Origin of the sequence: Larkinella knui, from assembly GCF_003858645.1 — a bacterium.
GTDB lineage: Bacteria > Bacteroidota > Bacteroidia > Cytophagales > Spirosomataceae > Larkinella > Larkinella knui.
In genome coordinates this window covers 293,557-312,622 of sequence record NZ_RQJP01000007.1, presented here as the reverse complement: position 1 = coordinate 312,622, position 19,066 = coordinate 293,557, and the positions used below count along the sequence as shown (strand labels likewise).

Sequence of the window (19,066 nt, the reverse complement as noted above, 5' to 3'; positions counted from 1 at the left end):
CAGGCCATTATTTTATCTGTCCTGCTTTTCTCAGTAGCTCCACTACTTTTTCGACCGGTAATTGACCGACTTCATAGCCATTGGCCGTCGTCATCGACCGGGCGGCAAACAAGGAATTGATGATTGCTTCTTCGGTGGCTTCAATAGCGGCCAGAAAACAGGGTGAGGCATCGTCGTTGCGCAGAAGTTTCATTTCATCAACCGTACTTTTTGAGGAATTCGGAATGCGGTTAGCGGTTGAGACGGCAATGACGTAATCACCGCTGCCATTGGAGGCCATACCGCCCGTTCGGGCCAGGCCCATGAACGCCCGTTTTGCCAGCCGTTTCAAATTCCGGGCATCCAGTGGCGCGTCGGTCAGCACCACCATCATACACGAACCGTCGAGTTTTTCCTTAAACGAGAATTTGCCCAGTTCAACGCCAACCGGCACACCCGCAATTTGCAAAACGCCCCCGAAGTTGGTTTGCACCAGAACCCCAACCGTATAGCCGCCCAGTGAAACCGGAAGTTTTCGGGAAGCTGTACCGATACCGCCTTTAAAACCAAAGCAAACCGTGCCGGTTCCGGCGCCCACGTTGCCTTCTTCCACCGCCCCGGTTCGGGCCTGCCGGATGGCCTCCAGAACGTGCTGTTTGGTGACGGGGCGGCTACGGATATCGTTCAGACCCCCGTCGTTGGTTTCGCCCACCACCGGATTCAGCGAGCGCACCTGCTCATTCCCCGGTTGCGCCAGCGTGTAGTCGATTACGGCGTCGGCCGCCGTCGGCACACCCAGCGTATTGGTCAGCACAATCGGCGTTTCGAGCGTGCCGAGTTCCTCGACCTGCGTATAGCCCGCCAGTTTGCCAAAACCGTTGCCGACGTAAATGGCCGCCTGACATTTTTGCTGGAACAGATTGCCCTCGTGCGGCAGAATAGCCGTCACCCCCGTTCGCACCCGCTGGCCCTCCAGCAACGTCACCTGGCCAACCCGCACCCCCGGCACATCGGTGATGGCATTGAGTGCGCCGGTTGGTAAGACGCCAAAGCGAATGCCGTAGTCGCGGGGACGTTTGGTCGATTGAGCCGATACCATAAAGGGCATGAAAAACAGGACGATGAGGAAGACACAGAAGGCGGTTTTCATACCGTAAAATAGGCAGAGGAGCGGTATTTTCCAAGAATTCGGAATTACCGGTTTCCCGCTCCTGCGTTCAGCTGGCCGGAACTTTCTTTTTCCGCCGGCGTAACCGCAGCATTTTATTGATGTCTTCTTCGGAAGTCTGATCACCGAGCAAAATTCCCCAGGGTTCCAGTCCTTCAACACGATCAAAAATCACTTTCAGAATGGCAATGATCGGAATCGACAAAAACATCCCGGAAACACCCGCCAGGGCCCCGCCGAGTAATACGCCGACGATCGATACCAGCGCATTGATCCGGACTTTGGAACCGATAATAACCGGCACCAGAAAGTTGTTATCGATAAACTGAACCACCAGAAATACGGCCACAACGCCCAGCAGGGTCGAAGGTTCGGGGTGGTTCACAAACGTCACGGCCACCGCCAGGCCGGTTGCAACCAAACCACCGATGTATGGAATCAAGTTCAGAATGGCCGCAATGACGCCCATCAAAACCGCGTATTGGACGCCCAGAACCAGTAAACCCACCGAATTGAGAATCGCTACGCAGGCCGTTTCCGTAACCAGCCCCACGACGTAACTTTGAATTACACTCCGGATCTCACCCAGCACTTCCCGCACACGCTCCGTATGTTCAGTGGTGAATGAGCGGATGATGAACTGAATGAGCATGGCCCGGTAATACAGGAGCAGAAAGATGTAAATCGGCAGGAGCAGTAACGTACCAATCGGCCCCGTAATAATGCCGAGCGTATCGGACCCCTGCAAGGTGTCCATCGTTTGCGCCTGAGCCTGTTTGAGGTATTTATCCTGCTGGCTGTAGCTGACGTTGTATTCCTGCCGCACCCAGCGCCGGGCATCTTTGTAAAAATCGTTGAGATTCTTTTGCAATTTGGGCCAGTCATCGGCAAAGTGGGCAATCTGCATGGAAATCACCATCGTCAAACCCACCAAAACAGCCACTGCCAGAAACAGCGCCAGACTGATGGCAACTACTTTTGGAATCCCCCGGCGAATCATCCAGGCTTCGAGGGGGCGCAGCAGCACGGCCAGCAAGCCGGCCATGGCGAAGGGCACAATGATGTCCTGACCGAGGTAGAACCCGGTCATAATCAGACCTAAAGCCAGTAGCGTATGCGAAAGCCGGTGGTAGAACGGCGGGGTAGGAACCGAAGACATGGTAAGCAAAGTTTACGTAAGTACTGTTTTATTTCCCCGGTCACTTCACTCGTTCCACTGCTCTTCCGGACTGATCGATTCCCTCTATTAACGGGATGTACGCGGATTTGTTTGGGACCGACCGGGTTGACGAAAACCGATAACCGGGCGGTTTAAAAGGACGTGGATGAACGGCCTCCCTGATACGTCACCGGTGTCCGCCCCGTCCAGCGTTTGAACGCCCGGCTGAAGGCACTCAACTCGTTGTAACCGAGGATGTACGAAATCTCTTTGACAGGATAACTGCCCGACGCTAAATAGTGAATCGCCAGCGACTTGCGCACCGAATCCGCCACCTGCTGATACGAAACGCCCTCCTCCTGGAGTTTGCGCTGCAGGCTGCGGGCGCTCGTGTTGAAATTTGCGGCCAGTTGATCCAGCGACGGAATGCCCAGGTATGCGTTGGCCAGCAGAAAACTCCGGATTCGGTCTTTCAGCGCTCTGGCATGCTCAAATTCCTTGTGTTGTTCAGCCACTTTTTTTAGCAGCAGACTTTGCAGTTCGTAGTTGGCCGTCAAAATGGGTTCGTCCCAATACCGGTTTTCGAATTCCATCGCATACTCGCCCGGTTTTTTAACGGGTTTGCAACGTAGGACCCGCTCATATTCGTCCGGATTCAATAAATCGTATGGAAGACGGACGGTTTTGGGGCTGATTTTTTTCAACACCAGGCCGTCGGCTTCGTGCAGAACAAAAACCATGAATAGATCCATGATCTGTCGAAAAACCGACGCCCGTTCGTTTTCGCAGCCGGGTTCAGGAACAAACCGGATGGTGAACGTTCGGGCGGTTTGGTACACCTCCATCTGGAATAAATCGGTGACCAAACGCGTGGCCGCAGCCGCGTTGGTCAACGCTTCCCCAACCGTCGCACAGCTCTGGACCAGCTGGCCCACGATACCTAAAGCCGCCAGTTGCAGCGACTCGCCGAAATGCAGGCCAAACAGCGGATCGTTGGTCAGATGAACCGCATTCAGCCAGAGATCGCCAACCTGTTTCCGGGTCAACGGCACGACCGATTTGCTGGTAAGCTCCTGTAAATCAATGCCTGCTAATACACACAAACGCTCCGGGTCAATGTCTTTCTGGGCGGCATAAGCCAGCAAACTGAGCGCTAAACGTTTCTGAGGATCTTCCATGATTTAAAGGTACTGGTTATCCTGAAAGTCCGGATGCAGGTGTCGTTAAATGGTAATCGATTGGCGGATTCGGGTAAGCACCACCCGCGGTTTCGGCTCTACTTTTGTCTCAGAACCAAACCAAACACAAGCATGGAAAAGTCAAAATTAGTTCAGAAAGCCCTTTGGGCGAATGTGGTTTTTGCGGAGATCGGCGCGGCTGCCTTTCTTTTTTTACGCGGAAAACTGGCTTTCATCAACGAGTTGGCCAGCGGTCAGCCTGTTCTGTTTGGACTCGAGTTGCTGATGCTGGCCGGACTGGCAACCTATGCCGCCCTGCGACCGGCCATGTCCAGACACCTGATTCGGGTGATCGTTGGCCTGAACATCCTGCTTTTCGGTTACTTTCTGGAAACGCTGCTTCTTGGAAACGTGTCGGCCGTGGCCATGGAAGTCCTGCTGATCGACATGGCGGTGGTCGCAGCCTTAACCATTGCGCAGGTAGTGGGCATGCGGGATGGGGCTCAAAAGAAAAATGAAGTTCTGGTTTCGTGATTTAAAAAGGTCGCTATGTCAGAGATGGGATAGCGACCTACCTAATGCCGTCCCTTCCCCTGTCTGACAAACAAGGCTGAAAATAGTAAATTTTTGTTTGCGAAGTTTCCCGAATAGCTCCTGTCCACTCGGCTTCACCTATCTATTTTTATAAGTAAAAGTAAGCGACCGGTATTATTTATAAGTAAAATCATATTATTGGAAAAATATTTTTATCTCTTCTTAGTTGCATTTATTTGACAACTGACGTAGTTTTGTAAACGTGATCAATTAACTGGTTTTACTACTTGATTACGCCGTTTTGGCCGGTTTTTCAACCGCTCTGTACCCCACCGTAACACTTTTTGAAGAGTCTTTTCATCCATGTATACTAAACGACCCTTTTAAGTTCTGCGCGTGTATGTCATTACCGTTAACTCAACACCAAGCTGAATCGTCAGATTTTCTGAAAACGTTTCCCCAGTTCGATTGCCTTTCCGATGCGCTTTACCGTCGGCAGTGTATTGATAAACGCACCGGCGAACTTCACAGCATTCTCCGTCTGGACAAAAGACGGTTCTGCGTTGTGCCTCCCCAATGGGCCAGGCAGTTAGAAAAAGCCGGCTATCCCATCGCAGTTCGGTAAGATCAAGCCGGATTATCCCCTTTTGGAGTTGGTTACACGGGCAATACGCCCTACCTTGCCACCATGAAAAGGCAGATCCGGGAAGTCCGGTATTTTCTATTTGGTCAACATTTTTCGGATGGACTGCGAATCACGCTGGCCATTCTGATTCCCTCCGTCGTATTTTATCACTTTGGACAGTTTGAAACCGGTTTGCCGATTTCGCTGGGAGCCTTGTGGGTCAGCATTACCGATGCGCCGGGTCCGGCCGTACACCGGCGCAACGGCATGTTGGCCGGCAACCTGGTTGTAGTACTGGTATCGCTCATTACCGGTTTTATCCGCATGAACGTCTGGCTGCTGGGCGTCGAAATTGCGTTGTTCAGTTTTTTCTTTTCCATGTTCGCCATCTACGGCAACCGGACCACGTCCGTAGGAACCGCGGGGTTATTGTCGATGATTCTGATGATGGACCGGGAACTGGAATCGGCGGCTGTCTGGCGGTATGGCGCCCTGGTTTGCGCGGGCGGATTGTGGTATATGGCCATCAGCCTGACGTTTTCGCAGCTCCGACCCTATCGGGCGGCCCAGCAGGCCCTGGGTGAATGCATCCACGAAATCGCAAAGTTCCTGATGATCAAGGCCGAGTTTTACAGCATTCGGACCGATTTACAGGACGATTACCGGAAACTGGTGGCCCAGCAGGCCGTGGTTAGCGAAAAACAGGATGCCGTTCGGGAATTGCTGTTCAAAACCCGGGTGATCGTGAAAGAAACCACCTGGACGGGGCGCCTGCTGGTCCTGACGTTCGGCGACGTGGTGGATCTGTACGAACAGATTGTGGCGATGTATTACGACTATGCGCTGATTCGGGACCGGTTTGCTACCACGGGCATTCTGGACGAAATTTCCCGGCTGATTCGCCAATTGGCCATCGAAATGGATTACATCGGTCTGGCTATCCAGTCGAACCGGCCTTATAAAAGCCGAACGGACCTGATTCGGCACCTCGAACGACTGAAAACGAAGATCGATGAAATTGGTAAACAGGACAAAGAAGGCAGCAACCTGGTGCTGAAAAAAATACTGATCAGCCTCCGCAACCTGAACCAGCGGCTGAATGATATTCATACCTATTCGCCCACGGTTTTGAGCGAAAAACCCAAAAATAAGGAAGCTACGGAATATTCCCGCTTCGTGTCTCACCAGGAAATCGACCCGAAACTAGTAATCAACAGCCTGACCCTCAGTTCCTCCATCTTCCGGCACTCGATCCGGGTGACGGTGGCCTGCCTGGTCGGATTTGTGGTGGCTAAACTGATCGCTTATGGACACCACGGCTACTGGATTCTGTTAACCGCTTCGCTGATTCTGAAACCGGCTTTCAGTCTGACCAAACAACGCAACTACGAGCGGATTATCGGCACCGTGGTAGGCGGATTGATTGGCGTGAGCATTCTGGTGCTGATTCCGAATACTACCGGTTTATTCTGGGTTATGCTCTTTCTGATGATTGGTGCCTACAGCTTTCAGCGGACCAACTACATCGTGATGGTCATTCTGATGACGCCTTATATTCTCATTCTGTTCCGGTTTCTGGGCTTGGGCGGTATTAACGTGGCCGAAGAACGTGTGCTCGATACGCTCATCGGGTGCGTCATTGCATTTGCCGCCAGCTATCTTTTTCCGCGCTGGGAATCCCAGCAACTCAAAGGGCTTCTCCGCGACGTGCTGGATGCCAATCGCAACTACCTGCGTAAACTGGCCGATAGTCTTTCAGGAAAACCGCTTACGCTGACGGACTACAAACTGGCGCGCAAGGAAGTCTATGTCAGCTCGGCCAACCTCTCGGCAGCTTTCCAGCGTATGACTTCCGAGCCGCAAAGCAAGCAGTGGCATAAGAGCGAAATCCATGAATTTGTGGTACTGAACCACATTTTATCTTCCAACATCGCCACCATTGCCTCGGCCCGGTTAACGGCCGAACGCCCGGCGGCTGTGTGTCCGCCCGACCTGCTGCGCCCCGTGAAGCGGTCGCTGACGGTTCTGAACGAGAGCTTGAAAAAACTTGACACGGAGTCGGCCAAACCCGTTTTAGAGGCTTCTGCTCCCGAATCAAGCCCGTCCGAAAAACCGGAACCCGTCGTAACGGAAGACCGCTCCCTGAAAGAACAACTGGATTTTATTCAAAAAGTAAGCCACGACATTGGTAAACTCACCGATGCGATTTTAACCTGAACATCCCGGTTTTTCACCTGCCATATAGTCCCGAATCCGTTGGTAAGAAAGTTCTTTTGCTACTTGGCATTGCATAGTACCTTTGGATCAACAGTAACAACAAAAGAACCAGAAAAAGTAAACAACCAAACTAATAAGACCATGACAACGAAACAGTTGCACCGCATTCCTTCCGAATCCATGTTAGGTGGTGTTGCCGCCGGACTCGCCGATTATTTCGGAATTGATAAAGTTTTAGTACGCATTCTCTTCGTGTTGATTTTCTTCATACCGAAACCCGTACCCATCGTTTTGATCTACATCGTGTTGTGGATCGTAATGCCAAAAGGCGAACGTTATTTCGAGGCACGCCCAAATCCGGAGCACCAATCCCGCTAACCCGTACTTCTGAACATAAAAAAAGCGGACATCGACGGTCCGCTTTTTTGTTTTCCTCCCAATCATTTCAAAACGTCGCTCAGGTCTAAAGACGACCTTTTGATCCAGATTAACCACGTCGGAAAATTACCCCGGAGGGGTTTGCTGTCAATAGGAAAACCCCGTATGCCCCGCATCCCAAGCCCCGGCAGGGGCGTCCTAATAAGGCCAAGAGTCAGAACGCCCCTACCGGGGCTTGAGGTTAGCAATTTAGCCCAGCCTGGCTATTAACAGAACACCCCGCCGGGGTAAGTGAGATACTGCCAAAACCCTTGTAAAATTGGGTGAAAAGGATTGAAGGCTAAATACACAACTTCCGTTTTCCTTTACTCCGCACTCAAATTCAAAATCTCGTTGATCAGCCAGACGCCGTTTTTGCGTATTAGCCTGCATTCATACGAAGCCAGCAGGTCGAACTCCACGCTGGCGCGGTCTTTCTGCACCGTCACTTTAGTGATTTTCAGTTTTTTCAAGGAGTCCAATTGCACATCCACATCCTGACTGAGCAGTACCAGATCGTATTCAAACCCCGTGGGCGGGCCTTCGTTTTGGTGCGTTAACTGAAATCCCTGCTGCCGTTCCCGAAAATAAATTCGCCATTCATTCAGGTAGGTGTCCGTCAGCAGGTGACTGCTCCGGAGGTAAGCCAGGTATTTCTCGCCGTTTTTAAAGTTCACCGAATAGGGCTTACCCGGTTTTTGATTCACCAGAATAATGCGGCTGGCCGAGTCGATGTGGTTTTTATACCAGGTGAGCAGATTTACTACCGCCCGCGCAGCCGGGACGGAATCTTTGCCAAGGCCGGAAACGGCAATAAGTTTAGTATCAGCTTCTTGATTGATGGTTTCTACCCGGTAACCGGCAAATGCCAGTGCTACAAGGATGCCCAGAACGACTCCTTTCATCATGACTTTTTGGTGAGTTTAGTGTTCAGAAATTTTTTAAAAGCCTGATAATCTGCCGGCAGACTTTCTTTATCCGCATACGGTTCCTCAAAGTTGTTTAGAACGGTTTTCAGATTATCGCCTTGTGGGGTACGGTAATTCGGGTCGGCACCGCGTTCCAGCAGAAGCTGGCAAATGTCCCACGACTGGCGTTGTGCGGCATACATTAGGGGCGACGTAAGCGGTTTGATCGTGTATTCATGGCTACCGGCGGGCGCGTTCGGGTCGGCACCGTGATCGAGCAAAACCGTTACTTTTTCCAGCCGCTCAACATCCAGATCCATCACCTTAAAAATAAGTGGGCTGCCATCGTGGGGCCTCGCATTGGGGTCGGCGCCTTTGGTTAAAAACCACTCCAACAGGGCCGCAGAGCCTATTTCACAAATTTGAAACGGCGTGGGTGCGTGCATGGAGTCCGGGCCTTGCATGGTAGCGCCATGTTCCATCAGGAGTTCCATACAGAGCATAATTCGTTGGGGGTTTTCACTCTTCGCCGTGGTAATGGCCGCAAAATCGAGCAGGGTCATGGATTCATAGCCGCACTGATCAATCTGCCGCAGCGGTTTTTGCAAGCGTGTTTTGAGTTGTTCCACATCACCGGCGGCAATGGCGGCCGCAATTTGCTGCCGTTCAACGTCCGGAAAATAAAAAGAGCCATTTTCCCGCTCGGCCTCAGCCCGATTCTGTTTTTGTAATTCAGCGTAATTACTAATTGCATTGAACAGGCCAAAAATGGCGGGTAACGCCAGCACGATCAGAGCGGTAATTTTCGAGAACCGGTAGGGTAAAATGGTGAGCACAATGAGTCCGGCCAGCACGAGCGTGGCAAAAACCGCCAGGCCCGATTCCATGCCCCGACCGGCCGCATCGTTGCCGGGACGGTTTACACCAAGCAGGGTGTAGAGGACCAACAGGCCGTACAGGCCGATAAAAATCCAGTTGGTGATGGTAATGATTTTCATAGGCCAAAGGTGCGCAGAACCACCGCCGAAAGCCATCGAAAATCAACACTGAGTTGGGTTGGCTTAATAAGTACCATTCAGGGCCAACAACGTCCGGCCCATCATGGCTTTTTACCGGACTTTGCGCGCAATCGTTTTTTAAAAACCGCATAGTCGGCCGGTGTTTTCCTCATGTCCGCATACGATTGCTCGAGTTGATCCATACCGGTTTTCAGGTCTTCTCCGGCTGGTGTACGATAACCGGGGTCGGCACCGTGTTCCAGCAGGAGCTGGCAATTGTCCCATCGGTAATGAATACCAGGCAGGGTTTGGCCACTATGTGCCATTCCGGGCCCAAGGCGTGCCGGATGCGGAGGGTTTCATTCAATAGATTTCCTCCATAAAATTTCAGGGATGCCACCGTTTTTGAATAAACTTAAAGTAACTTAGGTAACTGAAATACAGGAGGTTTTTTGTGTTTACTATTTTCATAGAATAGCATTCCGTTATGAAACGATATCTCACGCTCCTGCTGGTTATTTTTTCGATCGCCAGCCGCGCCAATTCCATCCTGATTCCGATGGACGACCGCCAGAAAAATCACCTGAAATCATACGGTATTGCCTATTTCGTTTTGAAAGCCGGACTGGAAGTGGACTGGTTGCTGAACTACCGGGGCGGCAGTTTCATGATTAAACACAGCCCGACCGTTGAGACGGAATGCCGGGTTCGGGGCATTTCCTTCGAGATCATATCGGATGCCGACGCCAACGGAATTCAACAGCAGATTGCTAATCCCGATCTGAACATGGCTTCGGTTAAGCTCGTGACAGCGGCCAAAATTGTGGTGTATTCGCCGATCAAGGTCAGCCCGTCGGAATTCGAAAATACGGATGCGGTTTTGCTCGTTCTCAAATACGCCGAAATACCGTTTGAAGTGGTGTATGACGAAGAAATTTTGAAGGGTGATCTCGTAAAATACGACTGGATTCACCTGCACCACGAAGACTTTACCGGCCAATATGGTCGCAATACGCGCCGGATGTCGACGGAAGATATAAAGGCGCAGGAAGATATTGCCAAAAAATTCAATTACCCGAAAGTTTCCCAGATGAAGCTGGCCGTTGCCAAGAAAATCCGTGATTTCTGCGCCGGCGGAGGGTATCTGTTCGCCATGTGTTCCGGGGCCGAAACCTTTGATATTGCACTGGCAGCCGAGGGCGTCGATATTGTGGGCAGCACCTACGACGGCGACGGCGTCGATCCCAATGCGCAGTCAAAGTTGGATTTCAGCAAAACCGTGGCATTTCAGAACTTCACCCTGGAACTCGACAACGGCTACGGCGGCATGGCTTTTTCCGACATCAACAGCTCAGCGGGCCGTTTCGGTGGCGGCTGGGATCAGCCCTCGGGGTATTTCAGCCTGTTTAATTTCTCGGCCAAATGGGACATGATTCCCGCCATGCTCGTTCAAAACCACGAATCGAACATCAAGGAATTCCACGGCCAGACCACGGCGTTCCGCAAAAGCACCGTGAAACCAAATGTGCTGGTGATGGGAACCAGCCCTTCGTCCGACCGGTATATCTACGGCGAGTGCGGCATCGGGCAATGGACGTTTTACGGGGGCCACGACCCCGAATCGACGCGGGGCGGGGGCTGGAAAATGGCAACCGACCTGAACTTGCATCCCAACTCGCCCGGCTATCGCCTGATTCTCAACAACGTACTGTTCCCTTCGGCTAAAAAGAAGAAACGGAAAACGTAGTGTCGGTCAGGGTAATTGCGTCTGCCGTAAAATTGAAGCCTGCTGCAGCGCATTCTTCAACTCTTCGATCACGATCGGTTTGGCAATGTAATCATCCATTCCGGCGCGCAGGCATTCTTCCCGGTCGTCGGCCATCGCGTTGGCGGTCATGGCAATGATGGTCGGCTGGGGGCCGGGCTGCTGGCGAATCCAGATCGTGGCTTCCAGCCCGTTCATTTCGGGCATTTGCACATCCATCAGTATGACTTCGTAAAACCGGCGCTGCACCAGATCCACCACTTCGCTGCCGTTTTGGGCCAAATGGGCCTGATACCCCAGTTTGCCCAGAATATTGAGTGCCAGTTTCTGATTGGCCGGGTAATCTTCCGCCACTAAAATCTGCAACGGATATTCTACGGAAAAATGGTCTGACAACACCCGGTGTGCGGCTTTGGCCGAAACCACCGGCGGCTCCGGCGACTGCTTCAGCTGTTTTTGCACGACATCGAAAAGCTGCTGCTGCTTGACGGGTTTGGTCAACACCGACGAGAAAAGCTCCGGATACGACTTGCGGCTTTCTTCACCGATGGAGCTCAGCAAAATAATCGGCAGGTGCAGATTCCGCCCGCGGATGGCCCGCGCCAGTTGGACGCCGTTCATTTCCGGCATCTGCATATCGGTGATAACCAGTTGAAAGGCAGGCTCCTGCGTCATGATCGCCAGCGCCTGCTTGCCCGAAGAAGCCGCCACCACCACGAGCTTCCACTGTTCGAGGTGCGCTTTCAGAATAGTCAGATTGGTAGGGTTGTCATCGACAAGCAACACCCGCTTGCCGTCGTTCTCGCCGGTATTGAAGAAAATATATTGCCGCTGAACCTGCTGACTGATCTGGCATTGTATGGTAAACGCAAACGTCGTTCCCAATCCGACCCGGCTATCGACCCAAATGGCTCCCCCCATCAGTTTGACCAACCGCTCGCTGATGGCCAGCCCCAGGCCCGTACCGCCATACCGCCGGGTCATGGACGAATCGACCTGCGAGAAGGCTTTGAAAAGCCGCTGAAGTTTGTCTTCGGGAATTCCAATACCGGTATCCCGAACCCGAAAAATCAGTTCCAGTTCCTGATCATCGATGCGCCGTTGCATTCCAATGCTGACAAAAACTTCGCCCCGTTCGGTAAATTTGATGGCATTACCAACAAGGTTGATCAGAATCTGGCGCAGGCGGAGGCTGTCGCCAATGACCTGAGTTGGCACCTGATGCTCGATTTCATACACCAGATCAAGCTCCAGTTCGGCGGCTTTTCCGGCAAACAGATCGAGGACATCTTCCACACAATGCCGCAAATCGACATCCTGTAATTCCAGTTCGAGACTGCCGGATTCGATCTTGGAAAAATCGAGAATATCGTTGATAACGCCCAGCAGGTTGGTGCCGCACTGGTGAATGGTATCGACGTATTCGTGTTGTTCTTCCGAAAGTTCGGTTTCCTGCAGCAGATACGTCATGCCCAGCACACCGTTCATGGGCGTCCGGATTTCGTGGCTCATCGTGGCCAGAAAGACGCTTTTGGCCTGATTGGCTTTTTCGGCTTCCTCCCGGGCCAGTTTTTCCTGAACCCGTTGTTCGTGGATTTCCTCGACAAGCGCCTGTAAATGTTCGGATTGGCTCTGGAGTTCCTCGGATTGATACAGCACCTCGGCGGTTCGTTCGCCCACCACTTTTTCCAGATCATTTTTCTGGGCTTCAATGGCCTTCACCCGATACCGGTAGAACGCATACGCAGCCAGGAGCACCAGGAGCACCAGCCCAATCCGAAACCACCAGGTTTGCCAGTAAGGTGGCGTGATGATAATCCGCAGTGAGGTCCCCTGCTCGTTCCAGACGCCATCGTTGTTAGACGCTTTTACCCGGAAAATGTATTCGCCAGGGTCCAGATTGGTATACGTGGCCACCCGGTTGTTACCCACATAATTCCAGTTTTTGTCAAACCCTTCCAGCTTATAGGCATACTGGTTTTTTTCGGGCAGGCTATAATTTAAAGCGGCAAACGTCAATGAAAACATCGACTGCCAGTACGCCAGCGTGATTTCGGTTGTTTCAACGATGCTTTTCAGCAGCGGAGAATCGGGTTTACCGATGGCCACGGGTTGATTGAAAAGCTGAAAATCGGTGATAAAAACCGGCGGAATCGAAAGATTATTCCGCAAACTATCGGGGTAAAAGGCGTTCAGACCGTTGGTTCCACCAAAGAAAATTTCACCCCGCTTCCCCTTGAATACCGCCCTTCGGTTGAACGAATTGCCCTGCAAACCATCATTGACTCCGTAATTACGGAATGTTCTGCTGCGGAGATTAAACCGGCAAAGTCCTTTGTTGGTACTGATCCACAAGTTTTTGTGGCTGTCTTCGATAATTCCCTGAATCACATCGTTGGGCAATCCTTCCTGCTGACGGAAGGTCGTGAACACCTGCGTTTTGGCGTTGAACTTGTTAAGCCCGCTGTCGGTTCCGACCCACAACGTTCCGTTGGAATCTCCATAGATGCTGTTCACCAAATTGTTGCTCAGACTCCCCGGTGTCATCCGGTTGTAGCGGTATACCGTAAAAGTGCCATCTTCCTTATTAAACCGATTCAGGCCACCTTCTTCGGTGCCTACCCAAAGGGTGCCGCTACGATCACAGTATAACGAACGAATAACCGCATGGCTGATCGTGCCGGCCATCAACGGATTTGGGCGGAAGTGCGTAAAAACCCCGGTTTTTTTATTATATCGGCTCACACCGGCTCCGAGCGTGCCTAACCACAGATTGCCTTCCTGGTCCTCCGTGATCGCGCAAATACTTTCGTGACTGATGCCATCAGGACCGTCGCTTCTGGGAAAATTGATAAAATTGCCCGTCTGTTTGCGCCACAAATTAAGCCCGCCCTTGTAATTACCGGCCCAAATAGCGTGATCACGATCCTCGTAAACGCACATGACAAAATCGCTGCCAATACTGCCCGGATTGGCGTCGTTGTGCTTAAACCGGGAAAACCGATTGGTCGACCGCTGAAGTCGGTTCAATCCTCCGCCGTCCGTACCCATCCACAGATCGCCCTCGGCATCTTCCAGAACGGACAATACGTTGTTGTTACTCAAACTGTTGGGATCATACCGTTCATTCTGGTAGAGTTCGAATTTGCGGGGTTCACGGTCGTAAAAGTTGATTCCACCGCTGTAGGTTCCGACCCACATATCCCCTTTTCGATCGCGGCAAATGGCATAAATCGAGCCGTTGTTCAGTCCTTCGGCATCGGTTTCACTGTAAAGAAACCGGGAAATTTTGGTAAGGTCTTTGCTTATGACGCTGATTCCTCCGTTGCGGGTGCCCACCCACAAATTGCCAACGTTATCTTCTTCCAGTGAAATTACGTCATCGTGGCTGATGGAATTGGCGTCGGATGCCCGGTTCTGAAAACGGGTAAACGTCTTCTGATCCGCATTCAACAGGTTTAGTCCGCCCCCTTCGGTGCCAATCCAGATCCGCTTCTGTGAGTCTTCGCGGAGGGCCGTCAGATTGTTGTTGCTCAACGAGGTTTTGTCGGCAGGGTTGTTGGCAAAATGCCGGAACGTCTGGGAAGCCACATCGAACTGATCGAGGCCACCCCCACCGGTTGCTGCCCAGATCCGGCCTTTTGTATCGGCTAAAACAGCATAAATAAAATCGTTACTCAGGCTCTGCGGCAGGGCCGGATTATGGGTAAAATGCGTGAAGGCATTGATGGTAGGATCGAAGCGGTTGAGCCCGCCCCCGTAGGTACCCACCCACAACATGCCCTGGCGGTCTTCCGTAATGGCCATCACCTGATTATGACTGAGGCTGTTCAGATTGTCGGGCGTGCGCTGGAAATTGACGAAATTATCGGCTTCCGGGTTAAATAAACTCAAACCGCCGTCCTGAGTGCCCACCCACAAGCGCCCTTTCCGGTCTTCATACAGGGCGCGGACTACATTATGGCTCAGGCTGGCCGGATTTTTCGGATCATTTCGATAGACGGTAAACGTATACCCATCGAACCGGTTTAAACCATCCTGCGTGCCAAACCACATAAAACCCCGTTTGTCCTGCAAAATACAGGTTACGTTGTTCTGCGAAAGACCTTCGTTTGTGGTAATGTGTTTAAACCGTATAGGAGTTGATTGGGCGTTAAATGGCTGAACCAGTGATAGGAATAGCAATAGAACAGCGCATATTGATTTCATACTAAGCCCGTTGAGTTATTATTTTTCAACTAACTACTTCTAAATAAATTATAAAATTGTCTGGCAATTATAATATTCCATCAAAAATCGTGCATAAAATTTAGCATTAAAAAACCATGCTGTAAGATATTGATTTTTCCGGCTGCCTTATTTATTCAACCCGGCTTAGTGTTGATTCCTGCTTTATAAATCAGTTCATACATCGTTCTTTTGCCCATCATGGAACGATTTATGACTTTACTCGTCGCCAGTCTCTGCGCGGCCCCTCTGTTTTATTTTTTGTTTGCCGAAATCACCATTGCCCTCAATAGCAACCCCTCCGGGCCTGATGCCCGGTTGGGAGTTGCCTACCTGGCCACCTGGGGCGGTTTTCTGGCAGCTTTTACCGGCTTTTTCCTGATCTGGTTTCTGGCCCGGTATTTTCTGGTGGAACAGTACCTGCGGTATCTTCAGATTTTCGACGGGATTGCCCTCGTCGGTTGGATCGCGCTGTATCTGGGCTGGTCTGACAAGCAGGAATATAGCCTGAATTACCCCGATCACCGGGCGGTGGTGGAAGTGGAAGTCCGGTCGACCCGATCATTTCTGAACGGCGCGGCCATCGACTCGATCCTGATTCCACAATTTTACGGGCAGGATCTGTCAAATCCACATCCCGATCGGATTCGGGAGGAGGGCGACTTTGTCATTTTACCGTGGGAAACCACGCCCATCAGTCTGAAACGGTGGGAGATGTTTGTATTTGTGCGAAACGAGCGGGTTCGTTTTCCCCTCGACCTGCCCAAACGCCCGCAGGCATCGACGGACTGGTCGGGCTGGATGGCTCCGTCCGGGGATCAGGACGGCCCTTTACCTGAAGGCGTTCGGCAAAACATCACGCTCCGGTATCGTTTCCGGCTGGTGCCTTACGGGTCGCAATAAGGCAACCACCTGAATCAATCTTGCCAATTAAAGAGAAGGTCCAGCCGGTACCAGACCGGAAAAATGGCGTTTTGCCATGTCAAATCCCATCGTCATCATCATCCGCATCTTAACGGGGTCGAACAGCAGACCGCCTTCACCCCCAAACTCGTCGGACGAAAGATTGATATCGGGCCGGATTTCGTGCAGTTTCAGCAACGGTTTGCTGCTGATCGGATTCGTGGCGGTGACAAAACTCTCGGCAATTACGGAAGGGCTTACGCCGTTGGCGGCCAACTGACTTTTTACGGTTGCCAGGTATTGATTGACTTCGGCAACAAAGGTGGGTAGCCGGTAATCATTCTGACCAACGTCGGTGCTGAACGTATCGATAGTAAAGCCCAGAATGGCAGTTGCTTTGGTCAGAAAACTGCTTGAAAAAACACTCTGGCCCACTTTCGGACCCATTGAAATCGCAATAATTTCGGTCGCGCCGTTTTCAACCGCGACCTGCAGTGGCGTATTCTCCCGAACGCCCCCGTCGCAAAACTGCTCTTTTCCCCGCTGGAATACGTCGATCGGCTGCATATAAATGGGTTGGCAGGACGAAGCCAGCATGGCACGCTGCAACTCGGTGGGCGTCGTTATTTTCTCGATCCGGTACGACGCGGTCGATGCGGTATCCCGGGTGGCAAAATGCACCAGTTCCTGGGTTTGCAACGATACTGCCGACAGATACAGCTGTTTCAGCGAGGCCATGATTCTGGCGCTGCGTGCCGCCGTCAGGTTGCGTTCGATAAGCCTCAGCAACGGCGTTGCATCATGAATGGAAATGTCCGTCAGAATCCGGCCAACGCTGTGTTTATTCAAAACATCCTCATTGCGCGTGGTCGTATAAATCTCTTCCAGCAGGTCCATTTCTCCCAGTAAAGCCAGGGGACTGATGAGCGAGCCGGTGCTGGTGCCGCTGTAAATATCGAAGGTATCGATGGGCTGGATATTCTGGTGGATGAATTTGAGGACACCAACCGCAAAAGCGCCTTTGGACCCTCCGCCACCAATTACCAATGCTTTCATAGAGAAGTCGGTTTAACGTACGTCCGTAGGATTCGATTGAATCGTGGCAGGTATTTTTTCGCGATACAGGTGGTAGGCAATCCCGACTTGAAACCAGTTGGCCCGGTAATGCAGGTCGCGCCGGTAATTGAGCGAGAGGATTAAAAGTTCGGCCAGATCAGCGTGAAAACCGCCACCCAGCAGTTGCTGTTTATGGGTGCCAGACAGGTAATCGGCCGAAAGATGAAGATTTCCGGCGTCGGCCGTAAATATTTTTCCGAGTTTAGCGATTTTCAGCGCCAGGCGCGGGCCGCCCACCCCATAGACCTGGCCCGAGGTAATAAAACCGCCGACCGTAATCCCAGCCCGCAGGCGTTTATCCACCAGTTTAAATTGGGGTGAAACACTCAGCTGACCTATGTATAATTCCGGCGAAGAAGGTGCTTTACTAAAGCCCTGCGAAAACTCCAGCGGCACCACCCACTTCTCGTTGAAATCCTGTCCGCTGGCTCGTAGAACGGCTGCGAACAGCAGCAGCAACAGCGCATTTTTTTTCATGGTTCCTCATTTATAAAGTGGAATTTTCAGTAGTGGAACGGGCTGAAAAGCAACTTTTTAAATGTAAATGAACCGCTGTCAGATTCCAAGAAGTATTGATTAACCGTAGGAAGTCCGCTTAATACAGATTATAAATTTCCATGATGCTTTCGAGTTTCTTCTCGAAATCGATTTTAAGATCAATCAGTTTACCCGAACGAATATCAAATACCCAACCGTGTACGACCACGCCCCGGTCACGATACGCTTCCTGAACAGCCGCCGTTTTAATCAGGTTCAGGCACTGTTCTTCCACGTTCAGTTCAACCAGGCGGTTGTAGCGCGCTTCCGTGTCACCAATGGCGTTTAATTCTTCCTTGTGCAGCCGGTATACATCGCGGATATTGCGTAACCACGGGTTTAGAATTCCCATATCGACCGGCTCCATGGCGGCTTTTACGCCCCCGCAATTGTAATGTCCGCACACCACCACATGGTTCACTTTTAAATGCCGGAGTGCATAGTTTACCACCGCCATCACATTTAAATCGACGTTGTTGACCAGGTTAGCGATGTTGCGGTGCACAAACACTTCGCCCGGCTGAACGCCCATCAGATCTTCGGCGGTAACACGGCTGTCGGAACAGCCAATATACAGAAATTCAGGACTTTGCCCTTTTGATAAATCGTTGAAATAGTCTTTATTAACCGCTAGCTTTTCGGCAATCCACTTTTCGTTGTTTTGAAATATGGTGTCAATAGTCATGGGATGGAATGGGAAAGTAAAAGTCGAATTTCGTCAAATTATTCCTTTCTTTCAAAAAACAGAAAAGCCCCGGCTGTGTTTAGCATACAACCGGGGCTTTTCAACGTCTCGTTGGTCTCTTCTAGTTGAGCCAGAAATCATCTTCCTGCGCCAAATCTGCCGAGTAAACTTTTGCCTTTACAATCTGGCCATTCTCAACGGTATACACGTCAATGTTGTCCACATCCAGCACCACGCCGGTGGGCTTTACGGCTTTCCAATGCACCACACAGGCGACGGTATTGCCGTTTGCGGCTGTCACCTTCACGTCTGTCAAAGCCAGCGTACCGGCCGACACCTCCAGCATGCCACCCACCATCTGAAAAACTTCCGTGCTCGACTTTTTTGGTCCCGAAAACCGGTTGCTCCCCGGCTGGCTCCACTCAATGTTCGGGTGTAACGACGCGGCTACTGTGGCATTGTCGCCCTTCTGTACGGCGGCCAGAAACGTACTGACGACCTTGATTGCTCCTTTTTCCATCGGTTCTGATTGTTGCTGCCTGCCAGTGGTTACGCGGTTTGGTGCTGCCTTCTTGTCGAAAACGACCTGGGCATTTCCCAAACTACTGACTGCCACTACCAAAGCAAGTGTGATTGTTTTCATGTTTTTT

The 19,066-nt window shown here is 51.5% G+C and carries 16 protein-coding genes; 5 read left to right on the top strand and 11 right to left on the bottom strand.

Features of this window, described 5'->3' with window-relative positions:
* Positions 1-7 precede the first annotated feature (7 nt).
* From EHT87_RS29765 to EHT87_RS29755, 3 genes are all read right to left on the bottom strand, one after another.
* The gene (locus EHT87_RS29765) at positions 8-1,129 is read right to left on the bottom strand and encodes a DmpA family aminopeptidase (protein WP_124910425.1); all 1,122 of its coding nucleotides are present in this window, start codon (positions 1,127-1,129) and stop codon (positions 8-10) included.
* A 67-nt stretch (positions 1,130-1,196) separates the two neighbouring features.
* Positions 1,197-2,306, bottom strand: coding sequence for an AI-2E family transporter (locus EHT87_RS29760; protein WP_124910424.1), 1,110 nt, complete (start codon positions 2,304-2,306; stop codon positions 1,197-1,199).
* 152 nt (positions 2,307-2,458) lie between these two features.
* A complete protein-coding gene (locus EHT87_RS29755) occupies positions 2,459-3,484 on the bottom strand; it encodes an AraC family transcriptional regulator (RefSeq protein ID WP_124910423.1) in 1,026 nt (341 codons plus the stop codon).
* Between the two features lie 132 nt (positions 3,485-3,616).
* Between EHT87_RS29755 and EHT87_RS29750 the strand changes: the two genes are divergently transcribed.
* The 3 genes from EHT87_RS29750 (at position 3,617) to EHT87_RS29740 (ending at position 7,238) form a co-directional block, all read left to right on the top strand.
* Positions 3,617-4,018 (top strand): hypothetical protein, encoded by a 402-nt coding sequence (locus tag EHT87_RS29750; protein WP_124910422.1) that lies wholly within the window; start codon positions 3,617-3,619, stop codon positions 4,016-4,018.
* A gap of 688 nt (positions 4,019-4,706) precedes the next feature.
* Entirely contained in the window at positions 4,707-6,860 is a 2,154-nt protein-coding gene (locus EHT87_RS29745) for an FUSC family protein (protein WP_124910421.1), read from the top strand.
* 141 nt (positions 6,861-7,001) lie between these two features.
* Complete coding sequence (locus EHT87_RS29740) at positions 7,002-7,238, top strand: PspC domain-containing protein (protein WP_124910420.1); 237 nt, start codon at positions 7,002-7,004, stop codon at positions 7,236-7,238.
* A gap of 365 nt (positions 7,239-7,603) precedes the next feature.
* Here the strand turns inward: EHT87_RS29740 and EHT87_RS29735 are convergent, their stop codons facing one another.
* The 3 genes from EHT87_RS29735 to EHT87_RS29725 form a co-directional block, all read right to left on the bottom strand.
* On the bottom strand, positions 7,604-8,185 hold the full coding sequence (locus EHT87_RS29735; RefSeq protein WP_229321469.1) for a hypothetical protein: 582 nt from the start codon (positions 8,183-8,185) through the stop codon (positions 7,604-7,606).
* The gene (locus tag EHT87_RS29730; RefSeq protein ID WP_185716382.1) at positions 8,182-9,183 is read right to left on the bottom strand and encodes an ankyrin repeat domain-containing protein; all 1,002 of its coding nucleotides are present in this window, start codon (positions 9,181-9,183) and stop codon (positions 8,182-8,184) included. Before EHT87_RS29730 ends, EHT87_RS29735 begins: the two co-directional genes overlap by 4 nt.
* Before the next feature lie 101 nt (positions 9,184-9,284).
* Positions 9,285-9,509 carry a hypothetical protein gene (locus EHT87_RS29725; protein ID WP_124910418.1) on the bottom strand — a complete coding sequence of 75 codons (225 nt, stop codon included), beginning with the start codon at positions 9,507-9,509 and terminating at the stop codon, positions 9,285-9,287.
* 161 nt (positions 9,510-9,670) lie between these two features.
* Between EHT87_RS29725 and EHT87_RS29720 the strand changes: the two genes are divergently transcribed.
* On the top strand, positions 9,671-10,930 hold the full coding sequence (locus EHT87_RS29720) for an asparagine synthetase B (RefSeq protein ID WP_124910417.1): 1,260 nt from the start codon (positions 9,671-9,673) through the stop codon (positions 10,928-10,930).
* A 6-nt stretch (positions 10,931-10,936) separates the two neighbouring features.
* On the opposite strand, the gene EHT87_RS29715 is transcribed toward EHT87_RS29720, so the two are convergent.
* Complete coding sequence (locus EHT87_RS29715; protein ID WP_124910416.1) at positions 10,937-15,157, bottom strand: hybrid sensor histidine kinase/response regulator; 4,221 nt, start codon at positions 15,155-15,157, stop codon at positions 10,937-10,939.
* Between the two features lie 231 nt (positions 15,158-15,388).
* On the opposite strand from EHT87_RS29715, the gene EHT87_RS29710 reads away from it, so the two are divergent.
* Positions 15,389-16,078, top strand: coding sequence for a hypothetical protein (locus tag EHT87_RS29710; RefSeq protein ID WP_124910415.1), 690 nt, complete (start codon positions 15,389-15,391; stop codon positions 16,076-16,078).
* Positions 16,079-16,105: 27 nt separating this feature from the next.
* Here EHT87_RS29710 and EHT87_RS29705 read toward each other — a convergent pair whose 3' ends face one another.
* From EHT87_RS29705 to EHT87_RS29690, 4 genes are all read right to left on the bottom strand, one after another.
* Positions 16,106-17,134: a patatin-like phospholipase family protein gene (locus EHT87_RS29705; protein WP_124910414.1), complete on the bottom strand. Its 1,029-nt coding sequence runs from the start codon at positions 17,132-17,134 to the stop codon at positions 16,106-16,108.
* 12 nt (positions 17,135-17,146) lie between these two features.
* Positions 17,147-17,671: a hypothetical protein gene (locus EHT87_RS29700; protein ID WP_124910413.1), complete on the bottom strand. Its 525-nt coding sequence runs from the start codon at positions 17,669-17,671 to the stop codon at positions 17,147-17,149.
* 118 nt (positions 17,672-17,789) lie between these two features.
* The gene (locus tag EHT87_RS29695) at positions 17,790-18,416 is read right to left on the bottom strand and encodes a carbonic anhydrase (protein ID WP_124910412.1); all 627 of its coding nucleotides are present in this window, start codon (positions 18,414-18,416) and stop codon (positions 17,790-17,792) included.
* 121 nt (positions 18,417-18,537) lie between these two features.
* Positions 18,538-19,059, bottom strand: a complete 522-nt coding sequence (locus EHT87_RS29690; protein WP_229321467.1) for a nuclear transport factor 2 family protein — start codon at positions 19,057-19,059, stop codon at positions 18,538-18,540.
* Between the last annotated feature and the right edge of the window lie 7 nt (positions 19,060-19,066).